Source organism: Bacillus xiamenensis (assembly GCF_000300535.1).
Classification (GTDB): domain Bacteria; phylum Bacillota; class Bacilli; order Bacillales; family Bacillaceae; genus Bacillus; species Bacillus xiamenensis.
Window position 1 is genome coordinate 1 of the sequence record NZ_AMSH01000025.1, and the last position, 20,941, is coordinate 20,941.

At 42.3% G+C, this 20,941-nt stretch carries 21 protein-coding genes; 18 read left to right on the forward strand and 3 right to left on the reverse strand.

Translation table 11 applies throughout. The features are described 5' to 3' along the window. Positions 1–70 precede the first annotated feature (70 nt). The gene (locus BA1_RS09680; RefSeq protein ID WP_008358263.1) at positions 71–1,513 is read right to left on the reverse strand and encodes a sigma-54 interaction domain-containing protein; all 1,443 of its coding nucleotides are present in this window, start codon (positions 1,511–1,513) and stop codon (positions 71–73) included. A gap of 211 nt (positions 1,514–1,724) precedes the next feature. On the opposite strand from BA1_RS09680, the gene BA1_RS09685 reads away from it, so the two are divergent. The 13 genes from BA1_RS09685 (at position 1,725) to BA1_RS09745 (ending at position 15,227) form a co-directional block, all read left to right on the forward strand. Then, positions 1,725–2,918 (forward strand): ornithine--oxo-acid transaminase, encoded by a 1,194-nt coding sequence (locus BA1_RS09685; RefSeq protein WP_008358265.1) that lies wholly within the window; start codon positions 1,725–1,727, stop codon positions 2,916–2,918. Between the two features lie 137 nt (positions 2,919–3,055). Further along, complete coding sequence (locus BA1_RS09690; RefSeq protein ID WP_051009115.1) at positions 3,056–4,441, forward strand: amino acid permease; 1,386 nt, start codon at positions 3,056–3,058, stop codon at positions 4,439–4,441. A gap of 288 nt (positions 4,442–4,729) precedes the next feature. Further along, positions 4,730–5,767: a sugar-binding transcriptional regulator gene (locus BA1_RS09695; protein WP_008358269.1), complete on the forward strand. Its 1,038-nt coding sequence runs from the start codon at positions 4,730–4,732 to the stop codon at positions 5,765–5,767. A gap of 33 nt (positions 5,768–5,800) precedes the next feature. Then, positions 5,801–6,808 (forward strand): type I glyceraldehyde-3-phosphate dehydrogenase, encoded by a 1,008-nt coding sequence (gene gap / locus BA1_RS09700; protein WP_007500174.1) that lies wholly within the window; start codon positions 5,801–5,803, stop codon positions 6,806–6,808. Positions 6,809–7,022: 214 nt separating this feature from the next. Continuing rightward, positions 7,023–8,207: a phosphoglycerate kinase gene (locus tag BA1_RS09705; RefSeq protein WP_008358272.1), complete on the forward strand. Its 1,185-nt coding sequence runs from the start codon at positions 7,023–7,025 to the stop codon at positions 8,205–8,207. Positions 8,208–8,237: 30 nt separating this feature from the next. Then, positions 8,238–8,999: a triose-phosphate isomerase gene (gene tpiA, locus BA1_RS09710; RefSeq protein WP_008358274.1), complete on the forward strand. Its 762-nt coding sequence runs from the start codon at positions 8,238–8,240 to the stop codon at positions 8,997–8,999. After that, the gene (gene gpmI / locus BA1_RS09715; protein WP_008358276.1) at positions 8,992–10,527 is read left to right on the forward strand and encodes a 2,3-bisphosphoglycerate-independent phosphoglycerate mutase; all 1,536 of its coding nucleotides are present in this window, start codon (positions 8,992–8,994) and stop codon (positions 10,525–10,527) included. Before tpiA ends, gpmI begins: the two co-directional genes overlap by 8 nt. 29 nt (positions 10,528–10,556) lie before the next feature. Next, a complete protein-coding gene (gene eno, locus BA1_RS09720; RefSeq protein ID WP_008358278.1) occupies positions 10,557–11,849 on the forward strand; it encodes a phosphopyruvate hydratase in 1,293 nt (430 codons plus the stop codon). A 249-nt stretch (positions 11,850–12,098) separates the two neighbouring features. Continuing rightward, a complete protein-coding gene (locus BA1_RS09725) occupies positions 12,099–12,365 on the forward strand; it encodes a hypothetical protein (protein WP_008358279.1) in 267 nt (88 codons plus the stop codon). An 81-nt stretch (positions 12,366–12,446) separates the two neighbouring features. Next, positions 12,447–13,214 (forward strand): ATP-binding cassette domain-containing protein, encoded by a 768-nt coding sequence (locus tag BA1_RS09730; RefSeq protein WP_008358281.1) that lies wholly within the window; start codon positions 12,447–12,449, stop codon positions 13,212–13,214. Continuing rightward, on the forward strand, positions 13,186–14,583 hold the full coding sequence (locus tag BA1_RS09735; RefSeq protein WP_008358284.1) for a hypothetical protein: 1,398 nt from the start codon (positions 13,186–13,188) through the stop codon (positions 14,581–14,583). Before BA1_RS09730 ends, BA1_RS09735 begins: the two co-directional genes overlap by 29 nt. Continuing rightward, positions 14,580–14,945: a zinc metalloprotease gene (locus BA1_RS09740; RefSeq protein ID WP_008358286.1), complete on the forward strand. Its 366-nt coding sequence runs from the start codon at positions 14,580–14,582 to the stop codon at positions 14,943–14,945. The genes BA1_RS09735 and BA1_RS09740 overlap by 4 nt, the downstream gene beginning before the upstream one ends. Continuing rightward, positions 14,946–15,227 carry a hypothetical protein gene (locus BA1_RS09745; RefSeq protein ID WP_008358288.1) on the forward strand — a complete coding sequence of 94 codons (282 nt, stop codon included), beginning with the start codon at positions 14,946–14,948 and terminating at the stop codon, positions 15,225–15,227. Positions 15,228–15,246: 19 nt separating this feature from the next. Here BA1_RS09745 and BA1_RS09750 read toward each other — a convergent pair whose 3' ends face one another. After that, positions 15,247–15,711, reverse strand: a complete 465-nt coding sequence (locus BA1_RS09750; RefSeq protein ID WP_008358290.1) for a GNAT family N-acetyltransferase — start codon at positions 15,709–15,711, stop codon at positions 15,247–15,249. Between the two features lie 202 nt (positions 15,712–15,913). Between BA1_RS09750 and BA1_RS09755 the strand changes: the two genes are divergently transcribed. Then, positions 15,914–16,546: a MarC family protein gene (locus tag BA1_RS09755; protein WP_008358293.1), complete on the forward strand. Its 633-nt coding sequence runs from the start codon at positions 15,914–15,916 to the stop codon at positions 16,544–16,546. 54 nt (positions 16,547–16,600) lie between these two features. Here the strand turns inward: BA1_RS09755 and BA1_RS09760 are convergent, their stop codons facing one another. Next, complete coding sequence (locus BA1_RS09760) at positions 16,601–17,137, reverse strand: GbsR/MarR family transcriptional regulator (RefSeq protein WP_008358295.1); 537 nt, start codon at positions 17,135–17,137, stop codon at positions 16,601–16,603. 269 nt (positions 17,138–17,406) lie between these two features. Here BA1_RS09760 and BA1_RS09765 point away from each other — a divergent pair, with 269 nt between their 5' ends. Genes BA1_RS09765 through BA1_RS09780 form a run of 4 tightly spaced genes read left to right on the forward strand, consistent with a single transcriptional unit; the run spans position 17,407 to position 20,864 of the window. Then, positions 17,407–18,555, forward strand: a complete 1,149-nt coding sequence (locus BA1_RS09765) for a betaine/proline/choline family ABC transporter ATP-binding protein (protein WP_008358297.1) — start codon at positions 17,407–17,409, stop codon at positions 18,553–18,555. Between the two features lie 13 nt (positions 18,556–18,568). After that, the gene (locus BA1_RS09770; RefSeq protein ID WP_008358300.1) at positions 18,569–19,222 is read left to right on the forward strand and encodes an ABC transporter permease; all 654 of its coding nucleotides are present in this window, start codon (positions 18,569–18,571) and stop codon (positions 19,220–19,222) included. Positions 19,223–19,235: 13 nt separating this feature from the next. After that, positions 19,236–20,153, forward strand: a complete 918-nt coding sequence (locus tag BA1_RS09775) for an osmoprotectant ABC transporter substrate-binding protein (protein WP_008358303.1) — start codon at positions 19,236–19,238, stop codon at positions 20,151–20,153. Positions 20,154–20,174: 21 nt separating this feature from the next. Then, complete coding sequence (locus BA1_RS09780; protein ID WP_008358305.1) at positions 20,175–20,864, forward strand: ABC transporter permease; 690 nt, start codon at positions 20,175–20,177, stop codon at positions 20,862–20,864. Positions 20,865–20,941: the final 77 nt, after the last annotated feature.

Consider the following 20,941-nt stretch of genomic DNA (forward strand, 5'->3'; position numbering starts at 1 on the left):
GCTAAAATAAAAATCATTTTAGCCCTTTGTCAACAATCTGTGAGCTGTGCCCCATAAGGGCACAGCTCTATTATTGACGAGTAATATGCAGTTTTTTCATTCGATATTGCAGACTTTGCCTGCTCATGCCCAGTATCTTTGCAGTCTGTGAAATATTGTCGTCCATTTGATTTAAGTAATGGACGATATATTGTTTTTCAAAGCGTTCCATTTGGGTTTGAAAATCAGTCGTCTGTTCCGAGCTTGTGTAGATAAAGGTATCAGCTGCTGATGGTTGCTGCACAGGACTCACCTGCATGTGTTCAGCAGGACGACCTTCTCTATGCTTGAATCTGAAATGATAGGGAAGATGCTGCAAGCTTAAGTATGCTTCATCCATCATCATATTCATCCCAGCCTCAATCACATGCTCCAGCTCTCTGACATTGCCTGGCCAATCATAAGCCTGAAACAGAGCAAGCACCTCTTCATCAGCCGCCTTCACATTCATTTGAAACAGCTCATTATATTTTTGAATAAAATGCATGACAAACGTAGGGATGTCTTCTTTTCGCTCAGAAAGCGGCGGGATAAACAAGGTGACAATTCCTAATCGGTAAAATAAATCCTTTCGCATCCGTCCACTCGCAATCGCATCCACAGGGTCCTCATTCATATTGGCAATTACTCTCACATCAACGGCAATTTCTTTTGTGCTGCCTAACCTTCTCACGCGCTTCTCCTGCAAGACGCGCAATAGTTTTGCTTGAAGAGCCGGGTGTAAGGAATTGATTTCATCTAAAAGCAGTGTCCCTCCTTGTGCTTGTTCGAATAGACCGGGCTGATCTGTTGCGCCTGTAAAAGCCCCTTTTTGCGTTCCGAACAGCAGACTTTCAATAAGGTTATCAGGAAGCGCCGCACAGTTTTGGGTAATAAATGGCCCGGATGAACGACTGCTGCCATTATGAATGCTTTGTGCAAACAGTTCTTTCCCCGTCCCTGTTTCTCCAACAATCAGCACATAAGATGAGGTGCGTGTGGCTCGTTTCGCATGCTCGATGACTTCTAAAAATGCAGGACTCTCCCCAATAATTGAATCAAATGTAAAGCGTGTGTTTCCTTTTTTCTTCATATTGTGATGGATCAGCCGTTCGAGCTTGGTGACGTCATTCGAAATTTCAACCGCTCCTTGAATCAAACCGTCTCGAACGAGCGGGTATGTATGGTTAATGGTTGTGATTTCTTTTCCATTGTAGTTGTGATATGTCTGCTTTGCATGAACCGTTTGTTTCCCCGTTCGTAGCGCTTGGACAAGTGTGCTGTGCATCTCGTCTTGAAAGACAAAGAGGTCTAATACATTTTTATAAAGGACATCAGAGCGTTTTAAAGATTCGATCTCCATCATTTTTTTATTATAAACAATGGTATTGCCATTTTCGTCAATGGCGTGCACCCCGACATCAATTAAATCGAGCATTTGTTTATACAGATCAATCTCATTTTCAAGTTTTTCGACATGGTGCTCTTTTTTCATTTACGCCACCCCCCAGACCTTTCCATCTATTTTACATGAAATATTTTGCGGTTTCCTCTTAAAAATTTTGCATATGCAAAATATTTTTGCGTTAAAGGCCAGATAAAACCTAGGAACGAAGCGATTACAAAGTTGGCACAATCCTTGCATAACATAAGAGTGAAGATGAACCCAATGGAAAAAGGCAAGCTTATTGAAGGAGGATAACATGATGACACAGACAAATGAATTGATTCAACAAACAGAACAATATGGTGCTGCGAACTATCATCCGCTGCCAATTGTGATTTCAGAGGCTGAGGGCGTGTGGGTGACTGACCCTGAAGGCAATCGATACATGGATATGCTTAGTGCGTATTCCGCAGTCAATCAAGGACATCGGCATCCCCGTATTATTGAGGCACTCAAAACACAAGCAGACCGTGTGACACTGACATCGAGAGCCTTCCATAATGATCAGCTTGGTCCTTGGTATGAGAAAATTTGCAAACTGACGAATAAAGATATGGCGTTGCCGATGAATACAGGAGCGGAGGCTGTGGAGACGGCTGTAAAGGCAGCAAGGCGCTGGGGCTATGATGTAAAGGGCATTGAAGAGAATCGCGCAGAAATCATTGCATGTACCGGGAATTTTCATGGCCGTACGATGACGGCTGTGTCACTTTCTTCTGAAACAGAATATCAAAGAGGTTTTGGTCCGATGCTTCCGGGCATTAAGCTCGTCCCTTATGGAGATCTGGATGCGCTGCGTGAAGCAATCACTCCGCAAACAGCGGCTTTTCTCATTGAGCCGATTCAAGGGGAAGCGGGCATTATCATGCCGCAAGAGGGCTTCTTGAAAGAAGCAAAGGCACTATGTGAGAAGGAGAATGTTTTATTTATTGCAGATGAAATTCAAGTAGGATTAGCACGAACGGGTAAGATGTTCGCATGTGACTGGGAAGAAATTGAGCCTGATATGCTGATTCTCGGTAAAGCACTTGGCGGCGGGGTATTCCCGATCTCATGTGTTGTAGCAAACCGTGATATTTTAGGCGTGTTTAATCCGGGGTCTCATGGGTCTACATTTGGTGGAAATCCTCTCGCATGTGCAGTGTCACTTGCTGCACTGGATGTTTTAATTGACGAGAAGTTAGCAGAGCGTTCAAAGGAGCTTGGCGAATATTTCAAAGACAAACTGTCACGCATTCAAAGCCCTGTCATTAAGGAAGTGCGCGGGCGCGGACTATTTATCGGCATGGAGCTGCATGAGGCAGCTAGACCATATTGTGAGAAGCTCAAGCAAGCAGGGCTGTTATGCAAGGAAACCCATGAGACAGTAATTCGATTTGCACCGCCGCTCACCATTTCAAAAGAAGACTTAGACTGGGCGATCAATCATATTGAAGCATTGTTTCAAGCATAAAGGGTGCAAGGGAGAAGCCTCAAATTCTCCCTTTCTCTTTCAATGAACGGCGAATTTTGTCAAAAGATGATGAATAGAAGAGTGAAAGTGGGGAAGCGGATTTGAAGCAAGAACAGCATAATGAACTAGAGCGTTCCATGAAAAGCAGACATCTCTTTATGATTGCCTTAGGCGGGGTCATTGGCACAGGCCTTTTCCTTGGGTCAGGACTCATTATTCATCAGGCTGGACCAGGGGGAGCGATTCTTTCATTTATCATTGGCGGACTGTTCATGTATTTGGTCATGCTCTGTCTTGGTGAATTAGCAGTGGCGATGCCGACAGCCGGTTCCTTTCAGGAGTATGCAACCGAGTATATTGGTCCATCCACAGGCTTTATGATCGGCTGGCTCTATTGGTTTAGCTGGGCGTGTACAATCGGACTTGAGTTTACATCGGCAGGTATTTTACTCCAAAGGTGGTTCCCTGATATTCCTGTGTGGCTTTGGTGTCTGGCATTTAGCATCATCTTATTTGCCATCAATGCCATCTCAGCACGAAGCTTCGCTGAAACAGAGTTTTGGTTTTCAGCCATCAAGGTTGCTGCCATCGTCTTGTTTATTATCATTGGAATTGGCGCAATTTTCGGAATGATTCACTTGAAAGACGGAGAACCAGCCCCTCTATTTCGTCATTTGACGGATCATGGCGGCCTTTTTCCGAATGGTATTTTTGCGATTTTATTAACCATGGTCACAGTTAATTTCTCCTTTCAAGGAACAGAGCTTGTAGGGATTGCAGCAGGGGAGAGTGAAAGTCCCGAAAAAACACTCCCTCGTTCTATTCGGAATATTATTTGGAGAACGATGGTCTTTTTCGTCTTATCTATTGCGGTTCTTGCCGCACTTCTTCCATGGCAGACAGCAGGCACTGTAGATAGTCCGTTTGTTGTGGTATTGGACAAGGTCGGCATACCATACGCCGCCGATATCATGAATTTTATTATCATTACAGCCGTTCTATCTGTAGCGAACTCTGGATTATATGCATCATCACGAATGCTCTGGTCGCTTTCAAAGGATGGGAAAGGACCTGTTTTTACGAAAAAATTGTCCAAGCGTAAAATTCCGATCAACGCATTATTGGTGACAATGGGTGTTTCTGCTCTATCTCTGCTCACGAGTGTTGTAGCACCAAAAACGGTCTATGTCTGGCTTATTTCAATTTCAGGTATGGTGCTTGTGGTCGTATGGATGTCCATTTGTTTATCCCAGTATTTCTTTAGAAGACAATTCATAAAAGACGGAGGAGATGTAAAGGATCTCGTCTTCCGTACACCACTTTATCCATTTGTGCCATTGGCAGGCTTTATCGCATTTGGCTTGATTCTTATCAGCTTATTCTTTATTGAGGATCAGCGGATTGGCCTTTATTGCGGTGTTCCGTTCATGGCTGCCTGCTATCTCATTTATTACCTTAAAATCAAACCGAAGGAAGATGCGAAGCGGTTTGCTGAAGAGGAAGAAGCGGTACCAAAAACATAAGCAGGCGGATTACATTCGCCTGCACCTTTTTCATGCCAAATTCATTCTATATAGAAGAAAAATAATATTTTGAAAGAAATAAAATAGCGAGAAGCTTGGTGACAAGCAGGTTATCGGTGAAAATGTGTCTATTTTTTGTCTGAATGTGTTTGTAAGAGTTGAAAATGCAAGATGATCCTGTTAAAATAATGAAAGAAAGCAGGGTTTGATTTTTTTTGGCTGTGGCGGGACGTTTTTTGTCACAGTGGGACGTTTTGAGTCCAACGTGAAAAGAAAGGGTCGTTTGCCATGAATCATTTATTGGAAGCTCAAAAAAAATTATTGCCAGATCTTCTTACAGTTATGCAAAAACGCTATGACATTTTGCAGTACATCAGGTTAGCTGAACCAATTGGCCGCAGAAGCCTTGCGACAAGTCTTGGTCTCAGTGAGCGCATCTTAAGAGCTGAAGTTCAGTTCTTAAAAGAACAAAACCTGCTGGATGTTAAAACGAGCGGTATGATGCTGACAAGTGAAGGTCATGCTTTGCTAGACATGCTTGAAGGAATGATGAAAGACGTTTTAGGCTTAACCTTTTTGGAAAATACATTAAAGAGGAAGTTAGGCCTGGAAGAAGTCATTATTGTTTCTGGTGACAGTGACGAATCTCCGTGGGTGAAGCAAGAGATGGGGAGAGCTGCTGTCCAATGTATGAAAAAAAGGTTTACAGGAAATAATATCGTCGCCGTCACTGGCGGAACGACGATGGAAGCCGTTGCCGAAATGATGACCCCTGATGCCAAAAATCGCGACATGATGTTTGTCCCTGCGAGAGGCGGTCTTGGGGAGAATGTAAAAAATCAGGCAAACACCATTTGTGCCCACATGGCTGAAAAAGCTTCCGGTACTTACAAGCTGCTGTTTGTTCCAGGACAGCTGTCAGAAGGTGCGTACTCTTCCATTATTGAAGAGCCGTCCGTCAAAGAAGTGCTTCAAACGATTAAATCGTCCACGATGCTCATTCACGGGATCGGGGAAGCAAAAACAATGGCGATGAGACGAAACACACCAACCGAAGATTTAAAAAAGATTGATGAGCATGACGCCGTGACTGAGGCCTTTGGCTATTACTTTAATCGTGATGGCGAGGTCGTACACAAAGTTCACTCCGTCGGCATGCAGCTAGACGATCTAGAAAACATTCCACACATCATTGCTGTTGCAGGTGGATCATCAAAGGCAGGGGCCATTGAAGCCTATTTCAAAAAACCCCGCCGAACGGTTCTTGTTACAGACGAAGGAGCCGCAAAAGAGTTATTAAGGGAGTCAATTGATCCCTCAATATAAAACATTCTGTTACCTATAAAAGGAGGAAACATCATGGCAGTAAAAGTCGGTATTAACGGATTTGGACGTATTGGACGTAACGTATTTCGTGCAGCATTAAACAATCCTGAAGTTGAGGTAGTAGCGGTTAACGATCTAACAGACGCTAACATGCTTGCACACCTTTTACAATATGACTCTGTTCACGGAAAACTAGATGCAGAGGTTTCTGTAGACGGTACAAACTTAGTAGTGAACGGTAAAACAATCGAAGTATCAGCTGAGCGTGACCCTGCAAAATTAAGCTGGGGTAAACAAGGCGTAGAAATCGTTGTTGAATCTACTGGATTCTTCACGAAACGTGCAGACGCTGCAAAACACTTAGAAGCTGGCGCTAAAAAAGTCATCATCTCTGCTCCTGCTAACGAAGAAGATATCACAATCGTTATGGGTGTAAACGAAGACAAATACGATGCAGCTAGCCACGATGTCATCTCTAATGCATCTTGTACAACAAACTGCTTAGCTCCATTTGCAAAAGTACTTAACGATAAATTTGGTATCAAACGCGGTATGATGACAACTGTTCACTCATACACAAATGACCAACAAATTCTTGACCTTCCGCACAAAGACTACCGTCGTGCTCGTGCAGCTGCGGAAAACATCATTCCAACTTCTACAGGTGCTGCGAAAGCTGTTTCACTTGTATTGCCTGAACTTAAAGGAAAATTAAACGGTGGCGCAATGCGTGTTCCAACACCTAACGTTTCTTTAGTTGACCTTGTTGCTGAATTAAACCAAGATGTAACAGCTGAAGACGTAAATGCAGCACTGAAAGAAGCAGCTGAAGGAGAACTTAAAGGAATCCTTGGCTACAGCGAAGAGCCATTAGTGTCTGGTGACTACAATGGTAATGCAAACTCTTCTACAATCGATGCTCTTTCTACAATGGTTATGGAAGGCAGCATGGTGAAAGTGATCTCTTGGTACGATAACGAGAGTGGATATTCTCACCGCGTAGTTGACCTTGCAGCTTACATTGCAAAACAAGGTCTCTAATTTCTCACACTGAAGGAACTCACTTGGTTCTTTCCTAGAGACACGATATAATGAAGACGGACAAGGGAAGGGGAAGCATCCCTTTCCCTTTTTCTCTGTTTTTATCCGTTCTGCACGATTTCTCGTTTTGATGAGGGCAAAATGGGAAAAGGATAAAAGAGAGACTTGTCTAATGCGTAAGGAAACCAGAATAAAGGAGGATCTCCTGACGAGCATGAATAAGAAATCAGTAAAAGACATTGACGTAAAAGGTAAAGTTGTGTTCTGCCGCGTGGATTTTAACGTTCCAATGAAGGACGGAAACGTGACGGATGATACTCGTATTCGCGCAGCATTACCAACCATTAAGTATTTAACAGGGCAAGGCGCAAAGGTACTATTAGCTAGTCATTTGGGTCGTCCGAAAGGTCAAGTTACTGAAGAACTGCGTCTGACACCTGTGGCAAAACGTCTGCAAGAGCTTCTTGGACAAGAAGTGAAAAAAGCAGATGAAGCTTACGGCGACAACGTGAAAAAGCAAATCTCTGACTTAAAAGAAGGAGACGTGCTAGTGCTTGAAAACGTTCGTTTCTATCCTGGTGAAGAAAAGAACGATCCTGAATTATCAAAAGCGTTTGCTGATTTAGCGGATGTGTATGTCAATGATGCGTTTGGTGCTGCACACCGTGCACATGCATCAACAGCTGGTATTGCAGCATATCTTCCGGCTGTTGCGGGCTTCCTCATGCAAAAAGAGCTTGAGGTTCTAGGAAAGGCCATTACTAATCCTGACCGTCCATTTACAGCGATTATCGGCGGGGCAAAAGTAAAGGATAAAATCGGTGTGATTGAAAGCCTTCTTGATAAAGTGGACAACCTCATCATCGGCGGCGGACTCGCTTATACATTTGTAAAAGCACTTGGCCACGAAGTAGGGAAATCCCTATTAGAAGAAGACAAAGTAGATTTAGCGAAATCCTTTATGGAACGTGCAAAAGAAAAAGGCGTGAACTTCCTTATTCCAACAGATGTTCTAGTAGCCGACGACTTTTCAAATGATGCGAATACAAGCATTGTGCCAATCTCTGAAATTCCAAGTGATCTAGAAGCACTTGATATTGGAACAGAGACAAGAGAGAAGTATGCTGATGTCATTAAAAACAGCAAGCTTGTTGTCTGGAACGGTCCAATGGGTGTATTTGAAATTGATGCATTCGCCAAAGGAACAAAAGCAATTGCAGAAGCACTGGCAGAAGCAAAAGATACATATTCTGTCATTGGCGGTGGAGATTCAGCAGCAGCTGTTGAGAAATTTGGACTTGCCGATCAGATGAGCCATATTTCGACAGGCGGCGGCGCTTCACTTGAGTTTATGGAAGGCAAAGAGCTTCCAGGTGTGACTGCATTAAACGATAAATAAGACCAAAACTGCTATAAGGAAGTGTCAATCATGAGAAAACCAATTATAGCTGGGAACTGGAAAATGAATAAAACACTTGGCGAAGCGGTCAGCTTCGTTGAAGAAGTAAAATCATCTATTCCATCTCCTGACAAAGTGGAATCTATTGTATGTGCACCAGCCCTTTTCCTTGAAAAGCTGAACAGCCTTTCAAACGGAACAGACCTGAAAATTGGTGCGCAAAACATGCACTTTGAAGAAAACGGTGCATTCACTGGTGAAATCAGCCCTGCTGCTCTAAAAGATCTTGGCATCGGCTACTCAGTGATCGGTCATTCAGAGCGCCGTGAATTCTTTGCTGAAACAGATGAAACAGTGAACAAAAAAGCACACGCAGCATTCAAGCATGGCATCGTTCCAATCATCTGTGTAGGTGAAACACTTGAAGAGCGTGAAGCAGGCAAAACAAATGAACTTGTCGCTGATCAAGTGAAGAAAGCACTAGCTGGTTTAACAAAGCAGCAAGTTGCTGCATCTGTGATTGCATATGAGCCAATATGGGCCATCGGTACAGGTAAATCTTCTACAGCGAAAGATGCAAATGATGTTTGTGCTCACATTCGCCAAACCGTTGCAAGCGAATTTGGTCAAGAAGCGGCCGACAGCCTTCGCATTCAATATGGCGGAAGCGTAAAGCCGGCGAATATTAAAGAATATATGGCAGAATCCGATATTGACGGTGCTTTGGTTGGTGGCGCAAGCCTAGAGCCTCAGTCTTTCGTTCAATTATTGGAGGAAGGTCAATATGAGTAAGAAACCAGTTGCATTAATCATCTTAGACGGGTTTGGTTTAAGAGGTGAAACAGTCGGAAACGCTGTTGCACAAGCAAAGAAACCGAACTTTGACCGCTACTGGAACGAATTCCCGCATCAAACGTTAACGGCTTCAGGTGAAGCAGTAGGTCTCCCAGAAGGTCAAATGGGGAACTCTGAAGTTGGGCATTTGAATATCGGTGCAGGACGCATTGTGTATCAAAGCTTAACAAGAGTGAATGTCGCCATTCGTGATGGGGAATTTGAAAAAAACGAAACGTTCCTAGACGCAATGACCTATGCAAAAGAGAATGACAAGGCCCTTCATTTATTTGGACTATTGTCAGATGGCGGTGTGCACAGCCACATCCAGCATCTATTTGCATTGCTGAAACTAGCGAAAAAAGAAGGCTTAACAAAAGTATACATTCATGGCTTCTTGGACGGACGTGATGTTGGTCAGAAGACAGCTAAAGTGTACTTAAAACAGCTTGAAGAACAAATCAAAGAAATTGGTGTCGGTGAAATTGCAACACTTTCTGGACGCTATTACTCAATGGATCGTGACAAACGCTGGGATCGTGTGGAAAAAGCATATCGAGCAATGGCGTATGGTGAAGGTCCAAGTTATCAAAACGTCTATGATGTCGTGGATGACTCATATGAAAATGGAATCTATGATGAATTCGTCATTCCATCTGTCATTACAAGAGAAAATGGTGAGCCAGTTGCAAAGGTAAACGACGGCGACTCTGTGATTTTCTATAACTTCCGTCCAGACCGTGCCATTCAAATTTCAAACACATTCACAAATGAAGATTTCCGCTCATTTGACCGCGGAGAAGCGCATCCGAAGCATTTACACTTCGTTTGCTTTACACACTTCAGTGAAACGGTGGATGGCTATGTCGCCTTCAAACCAGTGAATTTGGATAACACAGTAGGAGAAGTGATTTCACAAAATGGATTGAAGCAGCTGCGGATTGCTGAAACAGAGAAATATCCTCATGTGACATTCTTTATGAGTGGTGGACGTGAAGAAGAATTTCCTGGTGAAGACCGCATCTTGATTAATTCACCAAAGGTGGCAACCTATGATCTAAAGCCAGAAATGAGTGCTTACGAGGTGAAGGATGCACTTGTTGAAGACATCAATGCAGACAAGCATGATGCGATCATTCTGAACTTTGCCAACCCGGATATGGTCGGTCATTCAGGAATGCTTGAGCCAACCATTAAAGCCATTGAAGCAGTAGATGAGTGCTTAGGAGCTGTAGTCGACGCAATCCTAGCGAAAGGCGGACATGCCATCATCACGGCAGACCACGGTAACGCAGACGTGCTGATTACCGAAGAAGGAAAGCCGCATACTGCGCACACAACAAACCCTGTTCCAGTGATCGTCACGAAAAAAGGTGTGACGCTTAGAGAGGGCGGCATTTTAGCCGATCTATCGCCAACACTTTTAGACTTACTTGGTCTTGAAAAACCAAAAGAGATGACAGGAACATCATTGATTCAAAAATAACAAATTGATTCAAAAGGAGAGAAATCACAATGCCATACATTGTTGACGTATATGCACGCGAAGTATTAGACTCACGCGGTAACCCAACAGTTGAAGTAGAAGTTTACACAGAATCTGGCGGTTTTGGCCGTGCATTAGTTCCAAGTGGTGCTTCTACTGGTGAATATGAAGCAGTAGAACTACGTGACGGAGACAAAGACCGTTACCTTGGAAAAGGTGTTCTGACAGCTGTAAACAACGTAAACGAAATCATTGCACCAGAGCTTTTAGGCTTTGATGTAACAGAACAAGTAGCGATTGACAAGCTGTTAATCGAACTTGATGGAACAGAAAACAAAGGGAAATTAGGCGCAAATGCTATTCTTGGCGTATCTATCGCTGTAGCACGTGCGGCTGCTGATTTCTTGCAAATTCCACTTTACCAATACCTTGGTGGATTCAACTCCAAAACGCTTCCAGTGCCAATGATGAATATCGTCAATGGCGGAGAGCATGCGGATAACAACGTAGACATCCAAGAATTCATGATTATGCCTGTAGGTGCACCGAACTTCCGTGAAGCACTTCGCATGGGCGCACAAATCTTCCACAGCCTGAAATCTGTATTAAGCGCAAAAGGCTTAAACACAGCTGTAGGTGACGAAGGTGGATTCGCTCCAAACCTTGGTTCTAACGAAGAAGCACTTCAAACAATCGTAGAAGCGATTGAAAAAGCGGGCTTCAAACCAGGTGAAGAAGTGAAACTTGCGATGGATGCTGCATCTTCTGAGTTCTATAACAAAGAAGACGGTAAATATCATTTATCAGGCGAAGGTGTTGTGAAAACATCTGCTGAAATGGTTGACTGGTATGAAGATATGGTATCAAAATACCCAATCATCTCTATCGAAGACGGCCTTGATGAAAACGACTGGGAAGGTCACAAACTATTAACTGAACGCCTTGGCAGCAAGGTTCAGCTAGTAGGAGATGACTTGTTCGTAACAAATACGAAGAAGCTTTCTGAAGGAATCAAAAACGGCGTTGGTAACTCAATCCTGATCAAAGTGAACCAAATCGGTACATTAACTGAAACATTTGATGCAATCGAAATGGCAAAACGCGCAGGATATACAGCTGTCATCTCTCACCGTTCTGGTGAAACTGAAGACAGCACAATTGCCGACATTGCAGTTGCAACAAATGCTGGACAAATCAAAACAGGTGCTCCGTCTCGTACGGACCGTGTGGCGAAATACAACCAATTGCTTCGCATCGAAGATCAATTGGCTGAAACAGCACAATATCATGGCATTGAAACGTTCTATAACTTGAATAAATAATGCCAGTACCGCGCTGCGTGCCGCTCTTACATAAGAGCGCGCCGCAGCGTTTTTTTTTATGTTCATGCAACTATTCCATTTGGCATATCCTTTTTCTGTAAAAAATAATTCTTCTGTCATTGAAAATTCGGTAAAATGCCAATATATAAGAAAGAAATCATGAAAAAATTTCTAGAAATATGAATAAATTTGAACTTATGTTTTATGTATGATGGTGTTATTGTTTTACATATATTAGGAGGTGTTAAGATGCTGAATGCTTTTAGTCTTCGTTTTCCTGTAAGTGTGTACATGTATGTACTACATTTATTGGCAGCCTATGAGGAAAAGAAGCAACGAATCCTAACTTCTCAGAATACACAGAAAAACTCATTTTGGATTTATGTTCTTGCGGTTATTTTAGGTGTAGTGACATTTGCAGCACTGGTTTGGGCATGCAAAACATTTGGAAAAGGCTCTAAATTTGCAGGGCAATTCAAGTTTTTAGGCATTTACATCAAAATCAAATGCGGTTGAGTTTTTAGCAGATGTAAGGGACAGATGACGATATCGTGAGGCGAAGTCATCTGTTCTATCTGAAACAAACGGAGGGACATGATGCTGACCTTACAATTAAAAGAAAAAACGTATAGCCGCACCTTCTCTCTTCGCAATATTCAGCTAAATGTGGAGAAAGGACGTATGCTTCTTCTTTTGGGGCATAATGGTGCAGGAAAGACAACGATGATTCAATCTATGTTTGGGCTGACGCCATTTACAGGGTACGTATCTTTACATGGTCAACAGCTGAACTTTCAATCCTCAGCTCATATCTCCCTATTAAAAGAACATGTTTCCTATATTCCTGATGAACATGCTTTGTTTGATTATTTAACGCCAAGAGAATATTTTCACTTACTCCAGCTACCACATGAGCAAGATATCACGCGGGAGGAGACATTCGTTGATCTTTTTGAGCTGAGTCCGTATATGGATCAGCCAATTGCCCAGCTGTCTCATGGCAATCAAAAGAAAACGCAGATCATTTCACAGCTCCTCAGGCCTTGTGATTATTATGTATTCGACGAGCCAACGAACGGACTTGATCCAGATATGATGATCATCTTAAAAAAGGTGCTCATGAAACTGAGAGATCAAGGCGCTGGTATCCTCATTTCCACTCATCATTTAAGTTTTGGTGAGACATTGTATGATCATCTCATGATCTTAAGAAACGGTGACGTAAAGCTGGATATGTCTCGTCAAGAAACGAGCCGGACATTTCCTCAACAAGCACTTGAGGACATTTATAAAGAAGTGAATCGAGATTACTATATACAGGTGGAGAGGTTACTCAATGATTTGGACACGACACGTTCTTCATAAAATAGAATGGGGCATGCTCATAACGAAAGTAAAGCAGATCGGCAAAAAATATCCTTTGCAGCTTCTCACAGCAGCCGCATTTTTCTTGTTGATCTATGCCACATACGTGGTCATGAGCCTGCGTTTTTTTATGCAAGCAGGGGAAAGCGAACCAACTGCTTTATACCTTCAATTTGTGAAAATGACACTGTTACTTTTAGGTGCGGGTGTTGTCTTTTCCCGCAATAAAATGAAGCGTCAAGAGTATCAATTCTTCTTTCTGAATAGTGCGATTCAAAGTGTGTCATTTGTCCTGTGTGTCTATTTCTTTCCGGTGTTGTTTTGCTTCATGATGCTTGGCCTGCTTTTTTTGCCAATTGGTTTTGGACTTTTTATTAGCGGCGTTATCCCATCTATGTATTGGATGATGGTTATTTGTGTTACTTGCTGTGTATTGGCGCTGTATGCGCTCGCTTCTTGGATGCTCATACGAATCGGAGTGAGCCATTTCATTTCAAAAACAAAAGAGCATTTACTGCTACAAACGATCGGATTTGTGACACTCGGCGCTTTTGAGTTTTTTTTCTTTCAAAAAGCGGTTGAGATGATGCATGTATGGCCGTCTGGCTATCTCGTGTTTCTTGTGATCTTACTATGCGCCGTCTGGCTTTGGCTGAAGGGTTTAGCGCCTTGTTATGTCAATCGAATGTTTTTGCAGCTGAAAGTAGAAGTAAAGGCGTTTTCTTACCAGAAAATCAGAACGGATTCTTCATTTCTGACTCAATTGCGGCAGGAATTTGTTTATTTCACGCGATCAGCTGTGTTTAAAGAACAGGGTATTCTGTTTTTATTTCTTGTCTGTTTTACGATAGGTCTCCCGTTTGTGTTTACTCCGGCAGAGACTGGCTGGCTGTATGCTTTTATTGTGCAGTATGCATTAAAAGAGATCTTGATCATGCTTCCGCTGATGATTGGCAGGGAATATCATATGAACCATCGAGCCATCTTTATGTTAAATTCATCAAAGGGCGCTTATTTACTGTCGAGAATTTTATTTTATTACACGATCAATTTGTTGATATATTTTGTGTATATCGGGCTTGCTTATGTGGTGTTGGGCATTGAAAGTGAAGGTCACGTTTTGGCGAGTCTGTCCATTTTATTGATCACCGTCATGGCGGCATGTGTAGGCTTTGTCGTGAAAATCAGTGAGTTGAATAAACTGTTTGTGATTGTGATGATGATTGCTGTGTTCAGCATGATGGATATGATTTTATTAGAGTGGCTTTCAGCACATACCGAGCTTCTCTCAATCGCCTACATGGCCTTCTCAGCCGTATTCTTTAGCTGTATATATGCTGCCATGTTAAAGAGGCCGATTGTGCGATGATGGAACTTTTAATTTGCTTGATAGCGGTTGTGGTCATTCATGAACTCGGTCATATACTGATGGTGATGTTGTGCAACAAAATCGAAAAAAGGCCGCTTTTTGATTATGTGGTGATGATCGATTGGAAGCACGTGTCGATCGTTCATGAGACCTTTGCCCGGCCAAGCTTTAATATGATGGTGGCACTTGCAGGTCCGTTGTTTCCAGTAATCTGCTCGGCTGTGCTTTTTCTGATATGGAAGCATCCGATGACTCATCCTTTGCTGCTTTTTTCTTTACTAAACACTGTGATGCTACATCCAGCTTGCCCAGACGGGAAAAATATCACAGCCAGCTTAAAAGAGATGAAAGGAGAGAAATAGATGGTCAAAGTTTTTCATTCGTTTTCTAGCGGCTTAACGCTAGCGATGCTTTATGTATTTGCTGTGTTTATGACTCCGGTATTTTTACTGCTGCTAGAGGTCAAACATGTGGAATCAAGTCCAACTCTGTTTGGCATGCCATTTTATATCATGAAAATTGAACAGTATCAATTCAGCTCTGAGGCGACCCTCTTTGGATGCGTGGTCTGCTTTTTAGCGGGTGCCGTGCTTTATTTCTTGATTCAATATGTGATTCATGCAGTGAAAAAGAGCAGAACATAAAAAAGCAGGCTGAATGGACTCAGTCTGCTTGAAGAACGAGTGACAGCCGAACCATATCCATACACTGAATGCCATTTTCATAGATCGGTTCATCATAATGTTTAAGAAAGAAATCATGATCAATGGACGCCATGCGAAATCCGCATTTTTGGTAAAGGGCGAGCTGCTGAATGCTGGAGTTGCCTGTGCCAATTTCAATTGTGTGAAAGCCGGCAGCTTTGGCTTCTGAAATGGCATGGCGCACCAGCTGTTTTCCAATCCCTTTTCCTTGCCATGACTCCTTCACAGCGACATTCATGATTTCCACTGTATGCTGAGAAAGAGACGTGAGAACATAGACACCTAGCATGTCCTGTTCATGAAAGGCAACATAACAAGAACCAGATTCTACATAGGCAAGGACCTTTTCTTTTGAAGGATCAGCTAATAATAAAAGATCCATAGGGACAGATTGATCAGGGGGCAACGGCCGAATCTGTATCAATTCACTTCATCCTTTCTATTTTTCAATATCTCCTTGTTTCATACCCCAATCCCCCACTGAGAGCGAAGGGGATGTTTTTTTCATGTTCTATCCTCCTGTCTTCAAGCCTCTCTTATCAGCGGTTAAAGCCGAATAGGTTTTATCCGAACAAGGGAATATTCGCATCAGATTGGCAGACACTATGAAAAAAGGAGGGTGTCTGTTGATTTCCTTTATGATTCATGTCATTGTGTCATTATTTGCTGTATCGAACCCGATTGGAAATGTGCCTCTATTCATCACTTTAACAGAAGGCTATTCAGAGAAGGAACGCTCCCAAACAGCCAAAAAAGCCATTGTTGTGTCATTTATTATTTTGATTGCCTTTCTACTGGCAGGCAGGCTCATTTTCAAATTGTTTGGCATCGATATTCATGCACTCCGCATCGCCGGAGGTATTTTTATTTTTGGTATCGCTTACAATTTGCTGAATGCAAAAGAATCACATGTTCAAAACCCTCATTCGGATGAAAAGGCAGAAAGCAAAGAGAAGGCAGATGTCTCGGTGACCCCGCTCGCCATTCCGATCATTGCCGGACCTGGTACAATCGCTACCGTCATGAGCTTAACGCCAGGAAGCCAAGTAACGCTTCATATGCTTGCGATTCTGATTGGGATTGTGGTCGTTCTGACCATGACTTATTATGCATTTCATTACTCAAGTTTCATCATGCGAAAAATGGGGAAAACAGAGATGAATGTCGTGACACGATTAATGGGATTGATTCTTGCTGTTGTGGCAGTTGAAATGATTGGCTCAGGAATAAAAGGGATGTTTCCAATGCTGATGTCATAAGTGTATATAAAAAAGCTGTTTTTTTCTACAAAGTTGTAAAATAAAACAGCTTTTTTAAGGTTTTGGCACATGTTTAAATACTTCTTCGCTTTCGAAGAACTCAATTAAGCGGCTAATCCAATCATAGTAATCAAGGCTTTCCTTAATTTCTGAAAGAAGAAGATTGATTTTATCCTCTGTCTCTTCTGGTAAGTCATCTTGTTCGAGCAGCTCCAGCAATTCCTTGCATGTCTTCTTATGTGCCTTGCGATTTTTGCTGACCACACGTGACCAATTGGCTGCAAACAATGAAATAAAGGTTTGGTAATGATCTTGCTCAACATCATACAAATCTTTACGTATTCCTTTTTCATACACCTTTTCAGCAATATTCAAATCAAGCATTTCTCGAACGACTTGACTCATTCTCGTTTTGCTCATGCCGGTCGCCTCTGAGAGCTCACCGAGCGTCATTGGTTTACGGTTCATGTGAATGATACCAAGCACTCTGCCCACTGTGGCAGAAAGACCAAAGGCATTCATGTTCTCGGCAGCTTTTTCAATATAATGATCCTGTGCTTTTTGAATGGCACCTAACGCTTGCTTGTCCACTCCCCGCTTCATCCCTTCATGACTGACAATTTGTAACACAATATATCATATACCTGTTTGTTGATGAAAACAATAAATATTGAGTATTTGCTCGTAAGTTGGAGGAAAAAGGAGGGATCGTTACATATCTGACCGTTAACTGAAAATTTTAAATAAATCTTATGCAATATAAACACATCGTAAACTTTTTATTTTATAAAGTTTGCACTATAATAAATAAGGTGTAAATTTTCTGAAAATATATATCCGACTAATTGGAGGTGTCTCATTTGCTGAAACTAGAGAATGTATCTAAGACGTATAAAGGCGGAAAAAAAGCTGTCAAAAATATTGATTTAGAAATAGCAAAAGGAGAATTTATTTGTTTTATTGGACCGAGTGGCTGTGGAAAAACGACAACCATGAAGATGATCAATCGACTCATTGAACCTTCCTCAGGAAAGATTTTGATCGAGGGAGAAAACATTATGAAAAAAGATCCAGTCCAATTAAGAAGAGAAATTGGTTATGTGATTCAGCAAATTGGGCTTTTCCCCCATATGACCATTGCACAAAACATTTCACTTGTTCCGAAGCTGCTAAAATGGCCGGAAGAAAAACGAAAAGAACGTGCACGAGAACTGCTCAAACTCGTCGACATGGGGCCGGAATATTTAGAGCGTTACCCGCATGAACTCAGTGGAGGACAGCAGCAGCGGATCGGAGTTCTTCGCGCATTAGCAGCAGAACCCCCTCTTATCCTCATGGATGAACCATTTGGAGCACTTGACCCCATCACAAGAGATTCATTGCAGGAAGAATTTAAGAAGCTACAAAAAACGCTAAATAAAACAATCGTATTCGTCACACATGACATGGATGAAGCGATCAAACTTGCTGACCGCATTGTGATCTTAAAAGATGGAGAGATTGTCCAAGTAGGAACGCCAGATGATATTTTACGTAACCCTGTCAACGAGTTCGTAGAAGAATTCATCGGGAAAGAACGCTTGCTTCAATCAAATCCGAATATGGAACGTGTGGAACAAATGATGAACACGTCACCAGTCACAATTACAGTCGAAAAAACACTGACAGATGCCATCTTTATTATGAGAGAAAAGCGGGTGGATTCCCTGCTCGTCGTTGATGAAAATCATGTGCTAAAAGGCTATATCGACATCGAAACAATTGATGCGAACCGCAGAAAAGCAGCCTTTGTTGGCGATATTTTAAATACAGAATTCTATACAGTACAAGAAGGCGCACTTCTAAGAGATACCGTCCGAAAAATTTTAATACGAGGCATTAAATATGTACCAGTTGTCGATACACAGGGTCATTTAAAAGGCATTGTGACACGTGCAAGTCTTGTGGATGTTGTATATGACTCCATTTGGGGAGAAGATACGCCGGAGGCTGTCACTGAAATGAACTAAGGGAGGTGTACACATGGATCAAATCATTGATTTTCTAGAGAAAAATGGTGGGGAACTCCTCACAAAAATGTGGGAGCATTTATATATTTCTTTGATTGCCGTTGTGTTAGGCATTATCGTTGCCGTTCCTTTAGGCGTGATTCTCACACGAATGAAAAGAGGCGCAGGTGTTGTCATCGGTGTCGTGAATATCTTTCAAACACTCCCTAGTTTAGCGATTCTTGCATTTTTTATTCCTATTTTGGGAGTCGGGAAAATACCTGCAATCGTTGCTCTATTTTTCTATTCGGTTTTGCCTATTTTGAGAAATACGTATGCAGGTGTTCAAGGTGTGAACAAAAACTTGCTTGAATCTGGTAAAGGGATCGGCATGACGACATGGGAGCAAATTCGTCTTGTTGAACTGCCGCTTGCCATTCCGATCATTATGGCAGGTGTTAGAACATCAACCATTTATTTAATTGGCTGGACAACACTTGCAGCTTTTATCGGTGGAGGCGGTCTTGGTGACTACATCTTAATTGGACTTCAGCTATACCAGCCGGAATACATTATTGCAGGTGCCATCCCAGTCACCATTTTAGCGGTCATCATCGACTTTTCATTGATGAAGCTTGAGAAAAAAGTAACACCAGAAGGCTTAAAAGGATTGAAGGAAGTTTCATAAGGAGTTGGCTCATGTGAAGAATCGAAAAACAAAATGGATCAGTGCACTGCTTGCTGGATGCTTGCTATTGATAAGTGGCTGTTCACTTCCTGGACTAGCCGGCTCCTCAGGGGGCACGCTGCGAATCGGAGCACAAAACTTTACTGAATCAGAAATTATGGCTTATATGGTTGGAGATATCATTGAGCATTACACAGATAAAAAGACAACCATTGTGAAAAACCTAGGCTCAAACACCGTACAGCAGAAAGCGATGGAAAACGGAGATGTCGACATTTCTGCGACAAGATATACAGGCACAGATTTGACAAGTACGCTCGGAATGGATGCGGTAAAAGATCCAAAACGTGCAATGGAAATCGTCCAGAAAGAATTCAAAAAACGCTACGATTACAAATGGTTTGATTCCTATGGATTTGATAATACGTATGCCTTTGCCGTGACGCAAAAGATGGCGAAGGAAAACAACCTGGAAACAGTCTCTGATTTGAAAAAGAATGCCAAGAATTATCGCTTCGGTGTGGATAATATTTGGCTGAAAAAGAAAGGCGACGGTTATGAAGGGTTTGTGAAAACATACGGAATTGAATTTGGAAGCACCTTTCCGATGCAAATCGGTCTAGTCTATGACGCATTGAAAAATGAAAAAATGGATATTGTACTTGCCTATTCAACAGATGGCCGGATCAAAGCGTATAATCTCAAAATCTTAAAAGATGATAAACGATTCTTCCCGCCTTACGATGCATCACCAGTTGTCCCGGAGAAAGTATTAAAAGAACATCCAGGGCTCGACAAGGTCATCAACAGGCTGATTGGGAAAATCGGTACAGAACAAATGCAAGAGCTAAACTATCAAGTCGATGGAGAGCTTCAAGAACCAGCGACTGTTGCGAAAAATTTCTTAAAGAAACACAATTACTTTGAGTAAGATTGGGAGGTGTCAGGGCTGATGGACACACTGCAGCAATTATGGACATATTATCAGCAGAACGGTTCATATGTGTTAGAAGAATTTTATCGGCATTTTCTCATGTCAGTGTATGGGGTGCTATTTGCGGCGATTGTCGGAATTCCAGTAGGCATCTTTGTGGCGCATTACCGCAAATTGAGCAATTGGGTGTTCGCAATTACAAATGTCATTCAAACGATTCCAGCATTAGCGATGCTTTCAGTGTTGATGCTTGTATTAGGACTTGGCGCAAATACAGTCATCCTATCACTCTTTCTGTATTCGCTTTTGCCGATCATCCGCAACACGTACACAGGGATTGTCAGCATTGAGCATGCCTATTTAGAGTCGGGGAAAGCAATGGGTATGACGAAATGGCAAGTGCTGAGAATGGTTGAATTACCGCTTGCTTTATCGGTTATTATGGCTGGTTTAAGAACCGCACTGGTCATCGCAATCGGCATTACAGCGATTGGGACATTTGTTGGTGCTGGAGGACTTGGAGATATCATCATTAGAGGTTCAAACGCCACCAACGGAACAGCCATCATTTTAGCAGGTGCTATTCCAACTGCGCTCATGGCCATTATTGCCGACCTTGTCATGGGCTGGCTTGAACGTTATTTAAGCCCAACAAACAAGAAAAAAGAGAATAAAGCGCTAGCTGAAAAAAATATGACATCGGCTTAAGCGATGAAAAAGAAACAACCTCTCTTACAAATGGTAAGGGAGGTTGTTTTATGATCAACAGGCGGGCTCATTTGAGG